The sequence below is a fragment of the Pseudarthrobacter sp. YAF2 genome (assembly GCF_052113345.1).
GTDB lineage: Bacteria > Actinomycetota > Actinomycetes > Actinomycetales > Micrococcaceae > Arthrobacter.
Map to the genome: position 1 here is coordinate 86,439 of NZ_JBFRDA010000016.1, position 22,094 is coordinate 108,532.

At 59.1% G+C, this 22,094-nt stretch carries 14 protein-coding genes and 2 pseudogenes; 6 read left to right on the forward strand and 10 right to left on the reverse strand.

Translation table 11 applies throughout. The features are described from left to right. Positions 1 to 34: 34 nt before the first annotated feature. The 3 genes and pseudogenes from AB4Y79_RS16915 to AB4Y79_RS16925 form a co-directional block, all read left to right on the forward strand. Complete coding sequence (locus AB4Y79_RS16915) at positions 35 to 409, forward strand: nuclear transport factor 2 family protein (RefSeq protein WP_434326564.1); 375 nt, start codon at positions 35 to 37, stop codon at positions 407 to 409. A 26-nt stretch (positions 410 to 435) separates the two neighbouring features. Continuing rightward, a complete protein-coding gene (locus AB4Y79_RS16920; protein ID WP_434326565.1) occupies positions 436 to 1,911 on the forward strand; it encodes an alpha/beta hydrolase domain-containing protein in 1,476 nt (491 codons plus the stop codon). 80 nt (positions 1,912 to 1,991) lie between these two features. Beyond that, positions 1,992 to 2,605, forward strand: a pseudogene (locus AB4Y79_RS16925) (transposase); the annotation flags it as partial. 71 nt (positions 2,606 to 2,676) lie between these two features. Here AB4Y79_RS16925 and AB4Y79_RS16930 read toward each other — a convergent pair. The 10 genes from AB4Y79_RS16930 to AB4Y79_RS16975 form a co-directional block, all read right to left on the reverse strand. Then, positions 2,677 to 3,234 (reverse strand): MarR family winged helix-turn-helix transcriptional regulator, encoded by a 558-nt coding sequence (locus AB4Y79_RS16930; protein WP_434326566.1) that lies wholly within the window; start codon positions 3,232 to 3,234, stop codon positions 2,677 to 2,679. 45 nt (positions 3,235 to 3,279) lie between these two features. After that, on the reverse strand, positions 3,280 to 3,738 hold the full coding sequence (locus tag AB4Y79_RS16935) for a DUF3237 domain-containing protein (protein WP_434326567.1): 459 nt from the start codon (positions 3,736 to 3,738) through the stop codon (positions 3,280 to 3,282). Between the two features lie 122 nt (positions 3,739 to 3,860). Continuing rightward, on the reverse strand, positions 3,861 to 5,492 hold the full coding sequence (locus AB4Y79_RS16940) for an amidohydrolase (RefSeq protein ID WP_441864187.1): 1,632 nt from the start codon (positions 5,490 to 5,492) through the stop codon (positions 3,861 to 3,863). A 32-nt stretch (positions 5,493 to 5,524) separates the two neighbouring features. Further along, positions 5,525 to 6,262 (reverse strand): alpha/beta hydrolase domain-containing protein, encoded by a 738-nt coding sequence (locus AB4Y79_RS16945; RefSeq protein ID WP_441864190.1) that lies wholly within the window; start codon positions 6,260 to 6,262, stop codon positions 5,525 to 5,527. 106 nt (positions 6,263 to 6,368) lie between these two features. Then, entirely contained in the window at positions 6,369 to 7,172 is an 804-nt protein-coding gene (locus AB4Y79_RS16950; protein WP_441864192.1) for an ABC transporter ATP-binding protein, read from the reverse strand. After that, positions 7,169 to 8,152, reverse strand: coding sequence for an ABC transporter ATP-binding protein (locus AB4Y79_RS16955; protein ID WP_441864194.1), 984 nt, complete (start codon positions 8,150 to 8,152; stop codon positions 7,169 to 7,171). The genes AB4Y79_RS16950 and AB4Y79_RS16955 overlap by 4 nt, the downstream gene beginning before the upstream one ends. Next, a complete protein-coding gene (locus AB4Y79_RS16960; protein ID WP_285241540.1) occupies positions 8,149 to 9,051 on the reverse strand; it encodes an ABC transporter permease in 903 nt (300 codons plus the stop codon). Before AB4Y79_RS16960 ends, AB4Y79_RS16955 begins: the two co-directional genes overlap by 4 nt. Continuing rightward, on the reverse strand, positions 9,048 to 10,052 hold the full coding sequence (locus AB4Y79_RS16965; RefSeq protein ID WP_441864197.1) for an ABC transporter permease: 1,005 nt from the start codon (positions 10,050 to 10,052) through the stop codon (positions 9,048 to 9,050). The genes AB4Y79_RS16960 and AB4Y79_RS16965 overlap by 4 nt, the downstream gene beginning before the upstream one ends. Before the next feature lie 123 nt (positions 10,053 to 10,175). Beyond that, positions 10,176 to 11,720: an ABC transporter substrate-binding protein gene (locus AB4Y79_RS16970; RefSeq protein ID WP_441864199.1), complete on the reverse strand. Its 1,545-nt coding sequence runs from the start codon at positions 11,718 to 11,720 to the stop codon at positions 10,176 to 10,178. A gap of 1,346 nt (positions 11,721 to 13,066) precedes the next feature. Further along, positions 13,067 to 13,603 (reverse strand): nuclear transport factor 2 family protein, encoded by a 537-nt coding sequence (locus tag AB4Y79_RS16975; protein ID WP_441864201.1) that lies wholly within the window; start codon positions 13,601 to 13,603, stop codon positions 13,067 to 13,069. Positions 13,604 to 14,338: 735 nt separating this feature from the next. Here AB4Y79_RS16975 and AB4Y79_RS16980 point away from each other — a divergent pair. The 3 genes and pseudogenes from AB4Y79_RS16980 (at position 14,339) to AB4Y79_RS16990 (ending at position 21,044) form a co-directional block, all read left to right on the forward strand. After that, positions 14,339 to 14,833 (forward strand): TetR/AcrR family transcriptional regulator C-terminal domain-containing protein, encoded by a 495-nt coding sequence (locus tag AB4Y79_RS16980; protein ID WP_350224300.1) that lies wholly within the window; start codon positions 14,339 to 14,341, stop codon positions 14,831 to 14,833. 1,249 nt (positions 14,834 to 16,082) lie between these two features. Beyond that, positions 16,083 to 17,756 (forward strand): annotated as a pseudogene (locus AB4Y79_RS16985) (amidase); the annotation flags it as partial. A gap of 405 nt (positions 17,757 to 18,161) precedes the next feature. Beyond that, positions 18,162 to 21,044, forward strand: coding sequence for an aminotransferase (locus tag AB4Y79_RS16990; RefSeq protein ID WP_434326574.1), 2,883 nt, complete (start codon positions 18,162 to 18,164; stop codon positions 21,042 to 21,044). The last annotated feature ends 1,050 nt before the right edge of the window (positions 21,045 to 22,094 follow it).

Genomic DNA, 22,094 nt, shown 5'->3' on the forward strand with positions numbered 1-22,094 from the left:
CATTCAGTACGGTATTCGAAGAATAGGATCAACCATGCAGGATGTTTCACTTAAAACTTGGTACGACGATTATCTGTCTGCGTTCAATTCACAGGACATCGGCGCACTCCAGCGCTACCTACACAGCGAGATCGTCTTTGACTGGGATGGCGCGATGGACGACCTCGTGGGCCGTGACGCATTCTTTGACTTCTACCGAGTGGCGTGGCGCCATCTGCGCGAGAACGTCCGTGCGCAAGTTCTGGAGGCCGACGAGACGCATATCCGCGCGTTGGTCCAGAACACGCTCGAAGTCATCGAGGACTGGCCGGACTCTCCGCTCCGCCCCTACGTCAAGGGCGAGATCATCCAACTGGCCGGAGAAATGACGTATACGCTCGACCAGCGAAAGATCACTCGAATTCGATGAGTAGATTCAAAACAGAGGAATGTGAAATGCCCAAGCTGAACCTTCTCGTAGAAGAGATTGCCCAACTCGCGGACCGACCCCCATTCCTGTCCCCGGATGGGTGGGACACGCTGACGCATCCATCGCTGGCTTCGGCAGGATATCGAAGCCGCGAGTACCGGGTATCCGGTGAAGCCCGCGTTTTTCGGACACCCGATGCCATCCCTTCGTCTGAGCGATACGCCACACGGGTGATGGTTATCGCTCCGGAGCGTGACGCCGACTTCAGCGGCGTCGTCCATATTGAATTACTGAACCCTTCAAGCGGTTCAGACTTCCCGATGTTCTGGCCAGACGCCGGCTTCCACCTGATGGCCCGCGGCGATGCCTACCTCGGGGTGACTTGCAAGTCGGTAACTATTGCTGACCTTCGTAGCCGCGATCCGGAGCGTTACGGATCACTTTTGATCCCGCATGACAGCATGATCTGGGATCTTCTGGGTTCAGTAGCGGGGGCAACGCATCAAGAGGAGGCTGGAGGTATGCTCCTTGGATTGCGTGCGCCGTCGAGGCGCTTCGCCACTGGTTGGTCCCAATCCGGAAGCTTCCTCCGCAGTTACCTCTCGGAGCGGTTCCATGAGGAGCACTCGTCCGCCCTCGCTGGAGGGGTGCCCAACGGCGGCGAAGCAGAGTCGCAGATTATAGATGGCTACCTCATAGGAGTCTCGAGCGGAGGCTTTGGTCCGATGGGCTACGTCGAAATCGACCGAGACGGGGAGATGGAGCTGGATACGAGCTTCACTCCAACTGGGTCGCTGCCCGGCCTTATTGCTCTTGATGACCACAGGCGTACCATCAGCCGGCCACCGGTTCCGGTCATCGAATACCTCAGCGAGGACGAGGCAGTGCAGCACCTCTGGCACCAACGCCCTGACAGCGACCTGCCTGGCGACCAGTACCGCTGCTACCAGGTGCCAGCTCGGGGCCATGAGACAGGGCTACTTCCTACCTCAGCGAGACGCTCTGAGAATGGGCTGTCCGATGGAGAAGACCTCGACAGCGAAGATCCGCCGCGCCACAATGGAAGCCAATGGCTCATCGCGGCCACCATCACGCATCTGGTGCTGTGGAGCGAAGGCACCCCGCCCCCGCGGGCAGACCCGATCCCGTTCGATGTGCCAAGAGCTTTGACACGCGACACTCTGGGGGTCGACTACACGGGGATCGTCCCAGTACACGATGAGACCGGGCACGCGATGGGCGGACTGCGCTACCTGGAGATCGAGCTGCCCCTGGCACGCATGCATGTCGTGCCTAGCCAACGACACATCATGCGTCCCTGGGAACACGTCCCCTTCACGCGGGCGGAGGCCGATGCCAGATACGGCGGCGAAGCCGCATATGCGCAGCTGGCAAGGCGCCGTGCTGCCCAGCTGGTAAGCCAGGGCTGGCTACTGCCCGAGCACACGGAGCTGGCCATACGGGCGGCATGTGAAAAATACCCGTCACACCTAGATGAGTAATTCTTAGCTAGGCCTTATGCAGAGCAGACCCCCGATGCTGTTTGCGCCGGGGGTCTGCCAATTGTTGGCGGGGGTGTTAAACCCGCCACTTCCCGGAGATTCCGGACCAGTCCGGGTACGATAAGCGCGTCCCGGCGGCAGGACCGCTAGTCTCCGGCCACCACGCTGGCCCGTCCTGGCACGAGATCCTGCGCCTTATCGACTCCACTCCGCTGCGCTGCAGTATGTCGCGGGGAACGGTCAAACGCTCCGACTTGTCCGGCCACGCAGACTGTGGGTCCTGCGCCTCGCACTGGCGCTTCTTTTGGGGATTCCGGCTCTATCTGATTATCACCCCCGAAGGCATGCCTGTGATTTGAGGCTCGCGAACCCTGAACTCGGAGAACGCGAAGTCGCCCAGGCGCTGCTCGAGCGCGAGCACAGGCACATCCACGCCGGCGTCATCCTCGCCGGCCATCACTTTGAACGGTTCATCACCAAAGACCTCGGTGTCACGCTGATCCGGCCGATCCGCAAAGACGTGAAACCACGGTTCGGGCGGTCCGGCGGGATCCGCCAATGGTTAGAGTCGGTCTTGGACACGCTCAAAGGCCAACTCGACCTGGAACACCACGGCGGGCGTACCCTCGAAGGTGTCTACGCACGAGCCGCCTCAAAACTCCTTGCACCTGCCTCCGGGATCTGGCGCAACTGACGCACCAAGACCCGTCCCTCACCTCTTACGACCTCTAAAATCGCCAAAGCACTGTCATGGCCATCCATCACTCATCCCAAGTCAGTGACGGACCGATCGATGTCGGTCGTATCATCGCCCACGAGCTGCCCGAGGAGCCCTACCAACATGTGCTGCTGGGGGAGTGTCAGGGCGCTAAGCGTTGCAGTAGCGTTACGCATAGCGCGTTCGTGGATCTCGCGGGTGAGGTCGCCACCTTTTGGCGTCAGCGACATGAGAATTGAACGCTGGTCGGTGGATGAGGCGACAGATGTAACGAGCTGTTGGGCCTCGAGCGCTTTGCGTGCGGCGCTAATTGCGGCGCGACTCATGGACGTGAATGAGGCCAGACGGTGGGGTTCAAGGGGGCCGGCGACCCACAAGGTGAAGCAAACGCGGAAGCCTGCCCAGGTGAGCCCGTCGGGAAGCTCAAGTGTGTCGCTATCAGCCATCAGCCGCGAAGCGCGCCGCAGGAGCAACGTCAATATCACGCCGGGTCCACTTCCGAGATGCCCCAGCTCGGCAACGGTGCGATCCCCGGCCGCTTTCACGAACCTTAGAAAGCTGTCGTCAGGGGGACTCGGCGGTTCCTGTTGCACTGTCATCGTCATCACCATACCTTGGGCTTCGCGGTACGTCGGTTACATTGCCGCGCGTCATGTCAGTTGGTAGAAGCGAACCTTGATGGCGTCAGGGTACCGCGCGCCCGTGCTGACGAAGACGCTGTCGTTGAGCCATCCGTACCGTCCGGCTGGAGCGGAGAATTCGGGCACGCATCGGAAGTAGTACTCGTCAGCGTCCACATCTTCGCCAGCTGCCAACCGCTGCATAACAGCCGGATCCCCGCGACGAAGCCCGCGGTTGCGGCAGCGCAAGTGGACGCCGTCGTCCGTTTCGAGAAGATAAAGCGCATCGATGACGGTGACGCCATCCGGCCGGGTCAATTGCCAGTCATAGCCTCCGACCATGGTTCCTCGGATACGTGGGCCCTCGAATGGCCCTCCTGCGGGGATAGGAATTACCCTTTCGAGTCCCTGGGCAGTGTTACCGATAGTGACGGTTGGTGAGAGGTCGCCGGTGGCCTCGAAGAGAAGTTTTAGCCCTGGTTCACGCATGGGGGCTCCTTTCTGCGGATCGGATTCCGCGAGACATGATCGTGCCCGGGATCCGGACATTGTGAGATTGTTAGGGAAACAGACAGATGCAGGGAGAAGGCGCTTCCGCGCTCCGCCCAGGCTCAAACGTGGCGAGAGAAAACTTCACGTCCGTCGACCCAAGTCGACGTCACTCGTGCCTCACCAATTTGCTCGGGAGATTGGGCGAATGGATCAACGTCGAAGATCGCAAAGTCGGCGTCATACCCGACGGAAAGCCTGCCAACTCTGTCCTCTTGTCCGTTGAGGTAGGCAGAACCAGCTGTATATGCATCCCAAATCGAAGTCAGCGACAATGCTTCCTCCGGAAGGAAGCGCTCGGTGCCCGGGGCTCCCGCAGCTTGCCGGTTTACGGCAACGTGCATACCTGCGACTGGATTGATGTCGGAGACGGGCCAATCGCTTCCGGCCGCGAACCGGGCGCCAGCCTTCTCTAGGGTTCCAAAGGGATACTGCAACCCGCGAAGGTCAGGATCCAGGAACGGAATAGTCAAATCCTGCATATACGCGTCATTCTGGGCCCAAAGCGGTTGCAGGTTCGCGATCGCCCCGAGCGCGGCGAAACGATCCGCATCTTTGGGCTGCACAACCTGCAAGTGTGCCAAGTGATGTCGTCGCTCGGCTGGGCGGGGAAGGGGCGAAATCGCATCGAGTGCATCACGAACTGCCTGATCGCCGAGGGCGTGAAAATGCATTTGGAAGCCGGCGGCGTCGAGTTGCCTGGCGGCAGACCCCAGCTGCTCAAACGGTACCAGCCGCATTCCTTGGTTATCGGTCGGATGGCCGTGACTGTCGTGGTAGGGCTGGGTTAGCAGCGCGGTGAAGTTGGCACAGGTGCCGTCCAACATGATCTTAATGGAGTCGGCACGGAATCGGGGGGCCCATTCTCGTGCACGATCTCGACGATCGATCAGCTCGGCAACCTGGTCAGTCCCTCGATTGCGATCCCACCACAGAGCTCCGCGAACTTTTGCGATCAGGTCGCCACGAGCCAATGCGTGAAGGTAGACGTCCAGGGCATCAACACCGTTGTCATGGATTCGGAGAAGGGCATCCTGCCAGCCGGTGATCCCATGCGAGAAGCAGTGATCCTGGGCAACGAGCAGCCCGCGATGCATTGCGTGCAAGTCAGGTTCGGGCGCGATGGACTGGACGAGTATAATGGCTCCCTCGTGCAGCGCCCCGGATGGGAAGCCGTCCGCTTCTCGCTCGATGCGACCGTCGGAAGGATCAGGTGTGGTCGAGTTGATGCCCGCCTCACGTAGAGCCGCGCTACTCGCCCAGGCACTGTGTCTCTCCGCGCTGCGTAGCACGGCCGGGCGGCCCTCCGCTGCCGCGTCCAGATCCTGGCGAGTTGGCAGGCCGTTTGGGAAAAGGTCCTGCTGCCAACCTCCGCCGACCACCCACGCATCTTTGGGCAGGGCGGCTGCGAATTCGGCAATGATCCGCAGAACCTCGTCACGACTTGTCGCATGATTGAGATCGCACTGACCGCGTTCCGTGCCTCCCATCATCGGATGTAAATGGGCATCGATGAAACCCGGGCTCAGCAGACCGCCGGCAAGGTCGACTTCATCAGCATGACCGACTCGGTCGCGCACTTCCTCGCGGGGGCCGATTGCAGCGATAACACCATCGACAACGCCGACCGAGGCCGGTCGCGAACCGACCCCGGTCACATAGACTGAACCGTTTGTAAAAATCGTGGAATTCATTGCCTGTCTCCTGTCGAGCTCATTTCGGACCATCAGAATCGGACGCCGCCGAGGGCGAGGTTAAGGGCAGCAGGGGTGTGCTCAGGTAGGTACCAACGCCGCTCGACGAGCTCCGCCATTCGCCTTTCAACGCGTTCCCTATACACCTGTAGCGATCCGTACAGAGCACGCGTTTCACCTCTTGAGAGTGCACGATGCCCCGACAGATAGCTGCGGAGGAAACTGCCTGACTGCGACGATCCGTTCGCGACGATTCGTTCCGCCCCTTTGAGGCCCGGAAGCAGTCCGCCACCTGCGGGGGCACGGAGAGCTCGTGCTACCGCTGCGATCGCGTCCCAGAGAAGACCGTCATACTCCACCGACAATCGTGCATTCCTGTCAGGCGCGCTCCTCTTGAGCGCCTCGACGATGACGCTCTTGCAGGTGAGCCCTACGTAGGCGTCGGCACGCCGCAGGACGTACCCGGCTGCATCGGGCCAAAACATGGACGACTCCACTCCGCCGGAAGGGTTCAGAAGCTCTAAATGGACATATCCGCTGAACCTCTCAGGTCGGAGCGGGACGACAGTGATGACATGGTTAGTGAAATAAGACGTTGCGAGCACCGGGTGGGGCATAGCGCCGTTGTTTTCTGCGAACTGGCGTCCCATTTCGGTAATTGTGAACTCTCGGATGTCGTAGCCAGAGTCCTTGATTACGGCAACATTCTCCGAGATTTGCTGGGGGAGGTGCGATGGTGATTCAGTTGCACCGCTAAGCTCGTAAATCATGTGGAGTGCCTCATCCTAGGTCTTCAGTGGAATTGGTGTTGGTTTGATACGAAAAAGGGGCATCATCTGTTTTCTTTGAGTCCACAACGGCAGTGTCCGCGGGGACTCAGACCTGTTGCCCCCGGTTCATCCTGTCCATGTCCTGCTCGCGATCGGATTCTCGGAACGCCGAGAGCAGAGCGCGAGTGTAGTCGTGCTGCGGCGCGTTCAGGATCTGCTCCGTCGCACCGCTTTCGACGATCAGGCCATCCTTGAGGATGGCCACCTCATCGGTCAGGTGGTCTATAACCGATATGTCATGACTGATAAAGAGCATCGTCAATCCGAGATCCCGCTGCAGCCCCATGAGAAGGTTCAGAATCTGTGCCTGCACAGAAACATCGAGCGCGGACGTCGCCTCATCAGCCACCAGGATCCGAGGGCGGCAGGCCAAGGCGCGCGCGATCACCACACGCTGTCGTTGGCCGCCGCTAAGGGAACTGGGCGCGCGATCGATGATGGCGCCACTTAGACCAACCTGCCTGAGCAGGGCGATCGCACGCTCCCGTGCGGTGGGTAGTCCTTGCCTGTCCGCGACGGCAACCGCTTCAGTTACGGCGGCGATGGGGGTCAGATAAGGATTCAGTGCGGCAAACGGGTCCTGAAATACCATCTGCACAGATCGGCGCAGGCCGTTTTTCCGCGATTGGCTATCCCAGCGGCTACCTTCGATGAGAATGTTGCCCCCAGTCGGCTGGCGCTCATTTACTATCAGTCTTCCCAAGGTTGACTTCCCAGATCCGCTCTCACCCACGAGGCCCATGATCGTGCCGGCGCCAACTGTGAGAGAAATGCCCTTCAAGACTTCAGGGCCGCCTCTCCTGTAGCGATAGCGAACATCACATAGCTCGACTGCCGGAATGTCGCTCATGCCGCCAGGACCTCCTCTGCATAGTGGCACGCCGCAGTGGCACCCTCGCGCACGGTCCGTAGTTCAGGCACCAGGCTGGCGCAAAGCTCAGTGGCCAGTTGGCACCGTTCGCGGAAGACACAACCACCGTCCCGCCATTCGGCGGGAGGTCGGGGCGCGCCTCCGATGGCACCGAGCATCGTCTTGCGCTGGGCAAGCATAGGATCTGCCTGTAGGAGCGCCTTCGTATATGGATGGGACGGTGTGGAGAGAACGGTTGTTGTGGGGCCCATCTCCATAATGCGGCCGCCATACATCACCGCCACTTGATCGCATACGCGGCGGATCACGCGCATGTCATGGGAGACCAGCACCATGGCCATGTCGCGCTCTTTCTGCACTTGCTGGATCAGGCGGAGCACCTCGTTCTGGACTGTCGCATCCAGTGCCGTCGTTGGTTCGTCGGCGACCACAATAGCTGGATCGCTTGCCAGTGCGAATGCCAGCATTACGCGCTGACGCATCCCGCCGGAGAGCTCATGTGGATAGCTGCGAAGAACCTGGTCAGGATCGCGCATCTGTACCTGTTGCATCAGCAAGCGCGCCTTCTCGACCTTCGCTGCCCGGGTACCGGCGAGAATCTCGGTAAGTTGACCACCCACCTTGCGCACAGGATTGAGGCCCGCCATTGAGGCCTGCGGCATGTACCCGACGCGTCGCTGTCGCAAGTGAGCCCACCGGCGGCGGTCGGCCCGCGCGTACTCTTCACCCTGGAACTTAATTGAGCCAGCATCGATAGTTCCACCTGTGAGGCTTAGCATTCCGACGAGAGCGCGGCACAGCAGCGACTTGCCCGAACCCGTTTCTCCTACGACACCCAAGGTCGTTCCGGGCGCGGCCTCCAAGTTGATCGGGCCCAGCCTGACATTATCCCCTAACGAGAACTCAAGGTCTCGGACTCGCAGGGTTGGCTGCGCACCCGAAGCAGTATGCAGAGTCATTCGTGTTTCCTCAGTTTCTTCGAAGTTCGATCAAGCAATCCGTCGGCGATGATCGACGCTGCGACTGCCGAGACGGTGAGAGCAAGCGCAGGAAATATGACCTGCCACCAAGCGGAAACAATCGACGCCCGTCCTTCGTACATCATGGATCCCCACTCCGGAGTGGGCGGTGGGACCCCGGCCCCCAGGAACGGGAGGCTGGCCACGAACCCGACGATCATCACGGCGTCGGCGACAGCGTAAGTACCTGTGACCGCAATCACCGCAGGCATGATGTGGCGGAATGTAATCCGATACTTCCCATACCCCATGAGTTCGGCGGCAATAACATACTCCCGCGACCTCAGTCCGGAAGACTCCGCCCGTGCGAGCCGCGCGTAAATCGACCAGCCCACGGTGACGACACCGACGAGGATTTGAAACACTCCCGGAGCCGTCCCCAGCACACTGACCTGATTCCCGACCGTAAGCAGGATCATGAGAATCAGCAACGGAAAGGGTACGGCAATGAGCGCGTCCGTTACCCGCATCAGGACCGTACCCCATTGCGTCCGCTTGGCTGTGCCGGCCAGAGTGCCCAAAATGGTGCCGATGGCGAGGGAAATCAATGCGCCAAGTACTGCTACCAGGTAGTCGACGTGAACGGCGACGAACGTGCGGGCGAAAACGTCGCGCCCGAGAACATCTGTGCCGAACGGGTGCCCAGGAGAGGGCGGGTCCAGCGGGGGACCACTCACTGCATTCGGGCCATGTCCGACCAGGATAGGGGCAAGGAAGCTCATGACGATGAAGAACACCAGCACCAGAACGCCAGCTACTATGGGCAACGAGCCGCGCTCTTTGGACCGTCGCTTCCTAGGCTGCGCGGCGACGAGCGTGTTGAGAGGAATGTTAGTCATTGGACACGCACCCTTGGGTCAGCGATGGTGTAGACGACGTCAGTGATGAGGCTTATGACGACCGTGAAAATCCCTGTGAAAACCGTCACCCCTACGATCACCGGGTAGTCGCGCTGCCCGACAGCGGTCACTACCACTGAACCGATTCCCGGAATCCCGTACAGAGCCTCGATGATCACAGCACCTCCAAGCAGTACCGCCATACTGAACCCGATGAGAGTGATGACGGGAAGAAGTACGTTCGGCAACACGTGGCGGGTGATTAGGGACACCCGGGATATACCACGGCTGATCGCAGCTTCCACGAATTCCTCACTCATCAGCCTCGTCGTCTCTCGCTCAATGGATCGGACGAAGATCGGCGTCATGAACAGTGCAAGGGCCAGGCTGGGAAGCCAAAGGTAGCGCAATGCATTCAGCCCGTCCTTCGACCAACCTCCCGCGGGCGCCCAGTGAAGCTGAACGCTGAACAAGATCAATAGATAGATTCCGACCAGGAAGGACGGAATGGCAACAAGTACGACCATGGAGATACGGAGGGCGTGAATGCCCCGGCGCCCCATTCCGAAGGCTGGCAGGAGACCAAGCGGGAAGGAGATAACCAGCGCGAACAGAATTCCCGTGACCACTAGCGACAGCGTGATGGGAAGTGCGCTGCCAACCATGGAAATAACGGGCCGCTGCGTTGTCATCGAAGTCCCGAAGTCTCCGTGCATGAGCCCTGAGAGCTGACTCAGGATCTGGGAAGAGAGCTGTTGGTCCAGACCAAGCTGAGCGCGCAGGGCAGCCAGTGATTCGGGCGTAGCTTGCATACCCAAAATTGACTGGGCAGGATCGCCGGGCACCAGACGCACAAGCACGGCAGTTCCGACCACAATCAGCACGACAACAATCACGAGCTGCAGAACGCTCCGCGCGACTCTCCGCATCAAACGCTTCCAGCCGCGCTGCCTTCCGTGGCCGCTGGGGGTGGTTGAAATCATCTCTACTGTGGCGCTCATCCGTGCTGACCAGACGTCGGAAATGAAGGAGCCGGCTTGTCAGGAAGGAGGGTGCCAGCGGCAGCTTTCAAATAGTTTTCTTCTGCCCCAGGGAGCACGCCATCCCACACTTCGGCGCGCAGCCTACTGCCCTGCAATCCAGAACTCCGAGTTCGGCTGCAGGCCAATTACGTCAACGAGATTTGAGCGAACACCGTAGCGACTCGTCACACCTGCAATGGGGATGATCGGAGTCCAGTCCTCGAAAACCTGCAGAACGTGAGTGGATGCCGCTTCCTGCTGTTGTGGTGTCTGCGCCCCGAACAGGGCCCTGAACGCGGGCTCTATGTCATCGTTGTTGCAACCAGCGAAAATGCACATGGTGGATTTCGGATCGAAGATGCCCTCGGCGGAACTCGGCACATTGAATTTGCTGAAAGTGACGACATTGAGGTCGAATCCGCCGTTGATGGAATTCTGGATGAACTGCTGATCCTCGACGGGCTGAATGTTCATTTTCATCCCAAGCGGCTCTAACTGCTGCTGTAGCACGGTGGCCACACGTCCAGCGTCGTCGGAAGCACTGGCGAAGTAGCTGGCGGTGAATGTACAGCCGCTTTGGCAAGCCGTCCCTTTGAGCAGCGTCTTCGCCTGCGCGACATCCTGCTGGGAATAGACCTTTACGGGTTGTGGGTATTCGGCTATGACAGGGTAAGGACCGGTCTGTACTTTGGCATCAGCGCCGTACGCCGGAGTCGCGAGTGTCTTGCGATCGATAGCCCACGCTATGGCCTTGCGGATGCGCGCGTCATGGAACAAGCTGCCTTCGCGGTTATTCGGCACGATGAACATACTCGCCAGGCCGTCGACCATCGGAGCCGTCAGATCCCCTGAGATCTGATCCGACACGTCCTGTGGCAATGTGGGAACGAGGTCAACATCTCCGCTCTGCAACCGCTTGACGCTGGTCGGGGTGTCGGCCACGACGCTGAACGCCAGCTTCTTGATTTTGGGCTTCGTTCCTCCAAACCTCTCGTTTCTGACCAGTGTGAACGAATTCTCCTTGACATTTCCCTCGGGAGCGTAAGAACCGGAGAAGACCGGCTTACCCTGGAAGTAGTTTTTATCTGTCGCCGCTGCGGCAGGAAGGATGCCCATCGCTGGCACTGCCAGCATCTGCCCAAAGTCCGCTGAGGGAGCGTTCAGGCTGATCTTCACTGTTGTCTTGTCCGGCGCTGCCAGGTCGGCGATGAGCTCGGCATAGCTTTGATTGGGACCAGGGGTGTCGCGCAACCTGGTGAGGGAGGCAACCACGTCTGTGCTCGTCAAAGGCGAACCATCGGAAAACGTCAAGTCGGGCTTAAGAACGACCGTATAGTTCTTGGCGTCATCAGAGGCGGTCAAGCTCTCGGCGAGCATGGGCTCCGTCTTGGTCGCACTGCCCTTGACGAACCGCACCAGCCGGCCAGTAGTCAATCCAACGATCACTGAGTCGGACAAGTAAGGGCCCGCGGCCGGATCAATCGAGGTTACTGCGGTAGACAGATCGATATGAACCTCGTCGAGGTTGGCTTGCGGCAGGCCTTCACCTGTCCCGTTGCCGGAACATGCGCTGAGGGCCAGGGTAGCGGCGACGAGAAGCGCCGCTCCCGATAGGTGGGCGGTTCGGGGCTTCCAAATTTGAGCCATCTCTACTCCTCTGTAGTGCGATGGAATGAGTCTCTTGGGATATCACATGCTGTGGAGCTGTCGTCTTCGTTGAGGTCGAGCGGCTTCGCGGTTGTCGAAGTACCGCCGCTTGTTTTTGCGGCCGGGTCCTGCATCAAAACAAGGCTAAGAGCAAAATGTGATGTAGTCAACAACTGAATTATATTTGGGAAACTTTAGGGGCGGAGTAGTCCGAAAACCCCCGGAAAGACGCGGGTCATGATGAACGACGAAAATCTACGACAGTTCATGACTGAACTGATTGCTACGCGTTATCCAAGGGTGAACCCTGCCTTGATCGATATGAGGGGGCGTGGGCAGAGTACGCCGGGGAGATAAAGCCAGCGGCGTGGGTCTGCGGCTTGAGGTGAAGGTGCCTGCCCCAAACAATCGCCGACGGCTCGTGACCCGTGCCTGACGACCGGGAGAAGGCGGTGAAAGCTGATCTGTCCGCATGCCGGCTCCATACCAAGGAGTGGTCGTCACCAAGGAGTGGTCGTCACCAAGGAGTGGTCGTCACGGTCGCTCGCAACCGTGAACGGCGTAGCCGCCAAGCAGGATGTCGCTGTGGCCCCATAACTGAGGCTAAGCTGCAAAAGCGCTCCGCCAAACCGACGTCGAGGACGGGATCGGTTCTACGACCAACTTCTCTGTCTTGAGGCGGCCTTGCTGGAGGATAGGTGAACCATCCCATCACGCCGGCATTCCGACGTCGCGTTGCACATGCGCTGCGCGGGGGCAGTTGGGAACACGGCACGACGCCGGGACGAGGGGCCAAGGTGCAGCGGACACGAGAAGATGTGTTATTCAGGGTGCCGGCGAGTAGCCAGATTTGGCTGCGACAGGGAATCACCAGCTCGCCTTGATTTAAGTCCCACTGCTCGAGCGGCCGATTTAAGATCTCCGGTGTTTTGGCAACCCCGGCGCTTCGACCTGACCAGGTACGTGTTGGGCGTCTTCAGATGAGGCTGAAAGGTTGGCGCGACGCAGAAAGCACGGACGGCAGTTCTTGCCGTCCGTGCGGTTCGCCGATCTTTCCGCCCTGGTGCTACATCGCCAATTGGTTGAGGTTGGTTTCCTCTTGGTCGGCCAGCAATGGAGCGTGCTCCCTGGTTTGAAGTGCCATGACGAACGAGTCCGAGCGGGTTCGGCTCATCAGCGCCAACCATTGCGCTGAGGTTGGCCTTTGGACCTTGGCGATCCGGCTTCCTGCCTTCCCGCTTTGTACGAGCCTCTCAAGACCTGGGCAGAATGCGGACTCGATAAGACAAAGGTGATCGAGCATCTCTCCCGAGCGACATTGGCGCCCCCGCCCATGTTAGGGGACTTCAAATCCGCCGAGTTCCACCACCGATCACGCCGCCAGCGATACCGATGTCGACCATCTCCTGATCAGGATCGGGCGCGTGGACACGGAACCAAAGTTTGGAGATTTTCCACTCGCCGTCCTGCCGGACATACTCCGTCTCGTAGCGCCCCTCGGACCATGGACCCCATACTCGAAGCATGCCGAGGGACGTTTTAAAATCAGCCTGCAGCCGGTGCCACGTCCACGTGGCGCGCCCCGTGTCTCCATCTACCACGATGTCCGGCGACGACAGGATGTAGCCATCGTTGCTGTGTACGACGGGAACCAATTCATTAGTAAACATCGCGCCGATGGCGTCGCGTCCCCGGTGCACTCCGTGATGACGGATGTCGCATACCGCGTCCTCCGTATAGGCGGAAGCCACTGCTTGCCAGTCGCGCGCCGCGAGATCGCGAATGTACTTGTGGTGAAGCGTGGCTATCGCCTGTGCCGACTCGAGATTTTCGACCCGACGCTCCAGCGCTATCAGATGCCGCGTTAGATCCTCATGATTCATCGTCTGACACTCCTTGGTTGTCAACTGCGCAGGTTGGTTGTCGACTGCCCACGCTGCATTTTGGGGGACAAGCCAGTCCAGCCGTCCTGCCTTCGTCACCAGTTTCCGAATGAAGCCACACTACGTATAGTAGTTATTTTAGTCAAGTAGTGAATTACTTTCGAAGCGAACCGGCCGTAATGGAGCCCAATTTTCCGCAAAACAAGTTCACTGATAGACGATATAAGCTACAGAAGCGTAATCTGAAACGCCTAACGGCCAGGAGTTCCGAAGCGCGTCCAATGGCTGCCCTGCAGCCGCGGGGCAGCTGTGGCAGTCGTTTTCCTCTGGACACTCGGTCATGATGCGGGGATTCATCCATCTGATGTGCGGTGGAGGGGCAATGAACAACAAAGCGGGCAACGTCATTGGCGGCACCGGACAAGGGGTCGCTGAAGGACACCAAGATTGTCGCGTACGAGATCAATGCCAAGCCCGTAGCCGCGTAGTGCGAGGCATTTCGGACGTCAGGCGGCAGCGCCGTTGGCCATGATGGGTAGGGTGGGTATCAGATCCCCAAGGAGGTCAGCCATCGCCCGCCCATCCCAACCACTGCTAAGCCGCGAGTTGATTGCCAGTACCGCCCTCGCCCTCGTTGACCGCATCGGCGCCGACGGTGCCAGTATTCGGCGCGTCGCGGCGACGCTCGGTGTAAACCCCACCTCGCTGTATAACCATGTACCAAATCGCGCCGCCATGATTGAAGACGTGAGGGCGATCGTCTCTGCGGACATAGATTCGCGGCCTCTTCGGGAATGCCCTTGGGAAGAAGGACTCCGGCTATGGGCGCATTCGTACAGACTGGCATTCGCCGGTCACCCGCGAGTGGTTCCTTTATTGATGACAACGCGCGCCTCGTCACCCGTCCTGCTATCGGAGTACGAGGATTTTGTGGTCGCTGCAGAAGCCGTTGGATGGACAAGTAGGGACGTCCTGCCCCTATTGACTGCCTTCGAGTCCTTTATTTTAGGAAGTGTTCTCGACATGTCGGGGCCCAGCATCGTGTTCGATCCAACTGGCCAAGAAGAGCGACTTCCGAGGTTTTCATTGGCGTTCGCGTCCTTGTCAACTGAGGACCCAAGTGATCCAGTCGCGTCACGCGCGTTCGAGATGGGTTTGAGTATGTTGGTAGCGTCCGCCAGGCCAGGACGCAGCCCAATTTCTGAAGGCCAGCAGCTGGCATGCGGGTGAGATCGCTGTGGAGTTTATCGATCCCATTGCGCCGAGGAGGATGGCGAAGGTAAGAAAGATCGCGGCTGAACCCATCACTCGGTGGACGAGAACCACGAACACGCTCTCGGCTAAGCCCGGATTTCCAAGCTGCTTGCGGTGTCTCCTGGCCCATTAATGGAGAGCATCGCCGCTGCTATGCCTAACGAAAACAACCACCAGAATCGATGCCGCCGTGCTCTCAGTGGAAGTAGGACCCCGCGAGACTTAGGTTCCTTCTCCCGTTGTGGCGACAGTGGCCCAGCCCCAGTAAACGAAGATCGAGACCGCAAGTCCCGCTGAGAAGGCACTGAAACTATTCATCCGGGTGGGGTCAAACCATGAAATATCGGGCGTGGGTCCAGCAGGATTGTCAGAAGACGCAGCTTCCTTGCCTAGCTCGATGAGGAATCACCCCAGATCCGCCATCTGGAACGCGACCGTGCAGTACTGGAAGATCATGCCCGAGGTCATCCCGAGGTAGGAGATGCCGTCGACAATGCCATGAATGACAAGCACATCACGAGGTTGATTAAGTGGTTGTCGGTTAGACCGACGCACGACTTATCTTTAGGGACGATGGCTAGTGTTTGACAAAAAATCGACGGCAATTCCGGCAAGATTGAAAAGAACAAGCGGTGAAAGCTACGAGCTCACCCGGTAAGCCACCCAAGCCACGGTCCGAACGCGCGGGATCCCCGGGTAAATGAGGTTTCCGGAGTCGGGCATGGCGGTGTTCGGGGCCCGTATCCGAGAGCGACAAGAAGCATCGGGATGAATCCCACGAGAAAGATGGCCGGCATCTGATCGCTAACGACCCATGCCTCTGGTCCGGTTGCCGCTGCCAAAGTGATTGCCGACGCGCAGGTCGAGATCCCTTCTACCAGTGCAAGAACACCAACCTATCCTCTGGCCACCCTTTCCTGCCCAGACCGATTACCGCGTCCAGGGCGGGCATCTGCGGGGTGGCGCCTTTGAGGTCGAAAATGACATGGCAAACAGGCTTTTTGGGGGAACCGGAGCAGACGAAGGGCCAAGACAGCAGGGACAGGCTGTGAAAAACCTTGTCCTGGAATCGATCACGCTCTGAAGGAATGGTGCGTGAAATGTCTTGTCAATTGATAGGCTCGCCTGCTTTAAAGGGCCTAGTGCTATCTAAACAAACGGTGTATGTTTTAAATCATATGTCCTTCAGGTAGTAGCCTGAGCCTTCCACTTGAGAGTGAGTACCATGGATTTGCGGAGCTTCACAGTCGTCGAAGCCGACATCGACGACCTATCCGGCGCACTTGAGGCAGGGCTCGTGAGCAGCGTCGAGTTAGTGATCCGGTATCTCAACCGCGTCGCCTTTTATGATCGCTCCGGACTTAGGCTGAATTCTGTATCAACAATCAATCCGAGTGTGTTGACGGAGGCCCGGAACTCAGACCTCCGGCGTTCACGGGGGGCAATGCTTGGGCCGTTGGACGGTATACCTTTCACCGCAAAGGACAGCTACTGCGTCCGGGACCTGCCGGTTGCTGCCGGATCACCGGCTTTCGCCAACTTGACGGCCAGTGAAGATGCGTTCGCGATTTCACGTCTTCGGGATGCTGGGGCCGTGTTCCTTGGTCTTACGAACATGCCTCCTATGGCCGCGGGAGGCATGCAGCGCGGTGTTTACGGGCGAGCAGAATCTCCCTATAGTGGCGAATTTCTGACATCGGCGTTCGGCTCCGGTTCCTCCAACGGTTCCGGGACCGCGACCGCGGCCAGTTTCGCGGCCTTCGGTCTCGGCGAAGAGACCTGGTCCTCAGGGCGAGCGCCGGCCTCGAACAACTCGCTGGTCGCATACACGCCTTCTCGCGGCCTCATCTCCGTCCGAGGCAACTGGCCCCTTGTGCCGACGATGGACGTTGTTGTGCCGCACACCCGTTCGATTTCCGACATGAAGCACATACTCGACGTCATCGTCGCTGACGACCCATCGTCGGAGGGCGATTTGTGGCGTTTGCAGCCGTGGATCCCGTTACCAAAGCCGTCCACGATGCGGCCGGATTCATATACCGCCATTCCCGACCTTCCATTGGCCGGGCTTCGCTTGGCGGTACCCCGGAACTACGTGAATGCTGACCCGACGAGCAGATACCCTATTGAGACCCGGAAATCGATTATGGCCCTGTGGGAGGGGCTGTGTGATGATCTACGGAAGGCCGGTGCCGAGGTCATCGAGACTCCATTCCCTGTAGTGGACAACTACGAGCGGCTCCACGATGGCGATCGGGATTTTGTCGATCGAGGATGGGTGAGTAAAGACTTCCTCAGCGATGAAGTCGGAATGTTATCGGCCTGGGCGCTGGACAACTTCCTGCGTCAGAACGGCGACCCGGCAATCGATGGCTTGGCCAAAGCGAAGGCTGAACTCATCTTTCCGCAGCCCAAAGGAGCCCTGCCTGACAGATACGGCATCTTTGAGTTTGACATCGCCTACGACCTTTCAGATTTTGTTGCAATGGCCGAGGATGGGGTCACCGAGTGGAAGCAAGTTGTGACTCTCGAAGACGGGTTGCGTGGTCTCGAACGCACACGCAAAGAGGACTTCGAGGATTGGTTGTCAGGAAACGGCTTTGATGCGGTGATATTCCCTTCCGCCGCTGACGTTGGACCCTCCGACTCAGATGTTAACCCGTCGTCTGCCGATGTCGCCTGGCGCAACGGCGTCTGGGTTTCGAACGGCAACCTTGTACCACGACACCTTGGCATTCCCACTTGGACCCTTCCATTGGGGACAATGTCAGATACCCGGATGCCGGTTGGCGTCACCGTCGCTGGCCCTGCATACGACGACATGCGCCTACTGCAACTGGCCTCAACGATGGAAAAACTCCGACCACGACGCGCCGTACCTCCGCGAACGCCACCGCTACCGGGGGAGGCGCTGTTTCCGGTCAGCCTCCCTCCCGGATCGGACTCTCTCGAGGTGCGAATCGAAGACGTCGAGGTAGAAAGAACCACCACCAACACCACTGTCCGTTTCGTCGCAACGGTAACAGCAGGTAGAGCATCAGAGTGTGCAGCCTTCGTGGACGGGCAACCTGCACCGACAGTGCTGGAAGGAACTCGGATCGTGGGGAGCTGGTCGACCCATGCCAATGCCTACAACCATCGACACAGCGAGTGGCGGCCAGCATACGGTCCCTTGGTAACGCTCGCTGTCCGCAGCTCCAGCGGCGCCGTGGCTGGCGCCTTGGGAACATCCAAGCACGCGCCCCTCTAAGCTGACTGCCCATCTGACGACTGGGCGCACACACTTCCCCCGCAAAGGAGCACCATGCCTCAAAATATTTTCAACTATTTCGATCAGGTCGAACTGCCGACTCCCACACTCGAACCCACTGAAGTCTTGGACCTTGTCGCCAGCACCTTCGGTTTAGAGATCTCGGTCGAAGCCCTTGGCAGCCAGCAGGATCAGAACTTTCGATTGTTCGAACACGGGTCGCCCCACCCCAAAGGGGTGCTCAAAATCAGCAACCCGGCTTTCAGTTTCGCCGAGATCCAAATGCAGGATCAGGCCGCGCTGCTTCTAGCGCAAAACCAGAACACGCTTCGCGTACCTCGTATCGTGACGGGTCCACGGGGGCCACTGTCAGCATGGTGGGAAACTTCACAAGGTCTCCTCCACGCGCGCGTGATTGAGAATATCGCGGGACGCACGCTGACGGGGTCCGACTACTTGGCGCCCGATGTTGTCAGTCGTATGGGAGAAATCGCAGCTAGAACGAGTCTGGCACTAGCGGATTTTGAACATGCCGGAACACATCGGGTCCTGCAGTGGGATCTCCGGCACGCCCGCCGGGTGATCGACCGGCTTCTTCCACTGGAACCGGACTCATCCATCCGGCGTTTCGTTGAGGAATCGGCTCTTCGCGCGGGACTGGTTCTTGAAGAAGTCGAAGACAGGCTGCCGGTGCAAGCGGGGCATTTCGACATTACCGATGACAACGTTCTTCGTCCGGATGGAGGACGGTTGCCTGATGCGGTTATAGACTTCGGCGATGTGTGCACGTCGTGGCGGGTGGGGGAACTCGCGGTCACCATCTCTTCACTCCTACACCATGATGGAGCGACCCCGGCGACGACCTTGCCCGCGATCCGTGCTTTCCACAAGTTGCGTCCCCTCGATGAGAGCGAAGTATCTGCACTTTGGGCACTGGTGGTTTTGCGAGGAGCCGTCCTCGTTCTAAGTGGGCGGTGTCAGGTCAGGCTGGATGCCGACAATTCCTATGCGGACGCCGCCCTCGAGCGCGAGCTGCGAATTCTCACCGTTGCGGCATCCGTACCACCGGAGGTGATGACGGGGGCAGTCCGCCAAGCTCTGGGGATGCCCATCAAGGACAACCCATCTTGGACCTGTAAATCCGTGCTGCCGCCCCTGGGCGTCGTTACAACTCTTGACGCAGGAACCACCTCAAGCCTCAATGACAATGGTGCCTGGATGAGAGAGTCAACGCTTGATAAGGCCGCCGCCGCGGCTCTGAGCACCGGAGTTGACGCTGTTGTGCTGCCCGCCTGGTCCGCGGTGCTTACCGCTTCGCCGATCCGGACGCCGACGGTGCCAGAAACGTTTCCGACAGGTTTGACGCTCTGGCTTTCAAGGCCAACATCTTTGTCAGCGGAAGCCCTGGTTTCCAGAATCAATGACGACTCCATCGCCGTCGCAATCGCCGGCGCGGTGCTCACGATATCGGCCGTGGGCCTGGGTCGTAAAAGCACTCATCTTTTACCGGCACGCACGAAGCTCTTTGTTCAGTTCGACCGGCGCGGAGTATCCGATGCCCCTGCGATGGTGACAGCCGATCTCATGGCAGGATGGGCTGCGATTTTGAGCGACCCTGCGCCGGCACTCGGACTCGTCTCCAGTAGCAGATCTACCAACGATGACGTCCTGGAGCGTCGCAAAGGTGTCCTCGCGAACGTCCAGGAACATTACTATGCGGTGCCACCCCAGATCGAACGTGGGTGGCGGGAATACCTCATAGGAGTTGATGGCCGTATTTATCTCGATATGGTCAACAATGTCGCTTCTGTGGGCCACGCCCACCCTCGGGTAGCCGAGGCGGCGAGCCGGCAAATGAGACTCCTCAACACGAACTCCCGGTTTCACTACCGCGCAATCGCAGATTATGCCGAGCGGATTGCCGCTACGTTGCCCGACGAGCTCGACACCGTGTTCTTTGTCAACTCCGGTTCCGAAGCCACTGACCTAGCCATCCGACTGGCAATGGCCAGCACGGGGCGGCGTGACATCGTCGCGATGCGGGAGTCCTACCATGGGTGGACTTTTGCAAGCGACGCAGTGTCCACATCGATCGCCGACAATCCAAATGCCCTTGAGTCACGCCCTGAATGGGTCCATACCGTGGAAGCAGCCAACTCCTATAGAGGAGAGCTACGGGGCAACGAAGCTGCCGGATATGCATCGAATGCAGTGAAGATCATCGACGAACTTGCCGCTGGGGGCACGCTGCCTGCTGGCTTTATCTGCGAGTCCTACTTCGGTAACGCAGGCGGCATCGCACTGCCGGATGGCTATCTAACGGACGTTTACGCGGCAATCCGCAAACATGGCGGCATCGCCATCGCCGATGAGGTGCAGGTTGGCTTCGGCCGCCTCGGCGAATGGTTCTGGGGTTTTCAGCAGCAGGGAGCTGTTCCCGACGTCGTTGCTGTCGCCAAGTCCATCGGAGCGGGGCAACCCATCGGAGCAGTTGTTACCCGTCGTGAGATCGCTGATCGATATCGCACACAGGGATACTTTTTCTCATCGACCGGCGGATCCCCCGTTTCGTCAGTGATTGGCATGACTGTACTTGACATCATCCAAGACGAAGGCCTACAGGAAAACGCACGCGTCGTTGGCCGACACCTCAAGAATCGCCTAGAGGCATTGAGCAAAGAGAATGACCTCATCGGGGCCGTCCACGGCTCGGGGCTCTACCTCGGTCTCGAGTTCGTCAAAGACCGCTCAACTCTCGAACCTGCAACGGACGAAACAGCGGCGATCTGTAATCGCTTGCTCGAACTAGGAGTCTTCATGCAGCCCACTGGCGATCATCTGAACGTCCTGAAGATCAAGCCACCGCTATGCATCTCCCAAGAATCTGCCGACTACTTTGTTGACAGCCTGGCCCACGTTCTCGAAACGGGGTGGTGAGGAATGGTGTGGCAAATGCTTTCAGAGGCCGCCGAATACACGCGAACTTGGATGGCCTTCCCTCGAGGTTAGCGCAGAGGCTGTCGGCCCAAGGATAGGCTTTGGTTAGTGTGGGTACTGTCAGCTGCCACTGAGGCCATTCAGCCGATCGGCTAAGGCATCTCTTTCTGACGCACGACGGGGAACTAGCAAGTGCTGGTAAGAGTCAGCACTACTATACCTGGATGGCTGACCGGATTCAGGCTTCGGTGACTGGTCATGTTGCTTCTCCCGGTTTGCACGATGACAGGGGTAGAAAGGGGGGTACTTCCTGTGGAGCCCTTAGACGCAAAAGGTGGGGCTGCCAAATGAATCTCCAGCTGGGGGACGACGCAGCATGGAGCGCACATCGCGGCACAGACTGGCTGATGGGCAAAAAGGCATGTGGACAATGCCGCACCTTCCATTTCAAACTGCCTCGTAGCGCCGCCGGACTGCCCCGGATTCCGAATGTTTCCGCCACGTCCCAGCCTTTTCAAGGCTAGAAATACCGTTCGAGCCCCACGTCGGGCACGGCATACCCCCTCGCCAGAGGAGTTTTTGCTTTAAAGTGTTGACAATTGTTGACACGAGTCTCTGGTGTGAGGTCCGGCTTGTGCCTGGCCGCCGGTTGGCGTGTTCAGTTGTGGGGGAGCAGGTCCAAGGCGTCGGCTGGTGCGCCCTCCACTCGTTATGAACTGGGGCTATGCGTTCCTCCCTCTCTTGGCTCGTCGGGTAGGTCGTGTTTGGGCTACACCTCTTCATGTGTAGGGGGACTGATCGCAACATGACTTCGAGATCCTTCGTCAAAGTTCTTGGTTTTGGCTCGCGGTTGACGTCGTGAAGCCTCCATTGCCGATGCCTTGTCCGGCCAAAGGAGGTGTGGACAGTGTCCGCACCTAACTCTTCTTTATTTGCGACTGATCGGAGCCACGTGCTCGTCCCTCCTTGGGCCTATATCTACTCATGTATGTGAGTGTCTATAGCGACAGTAGGCCGATCAGGAAGCACTCTACGTATGTAGGTCATTCC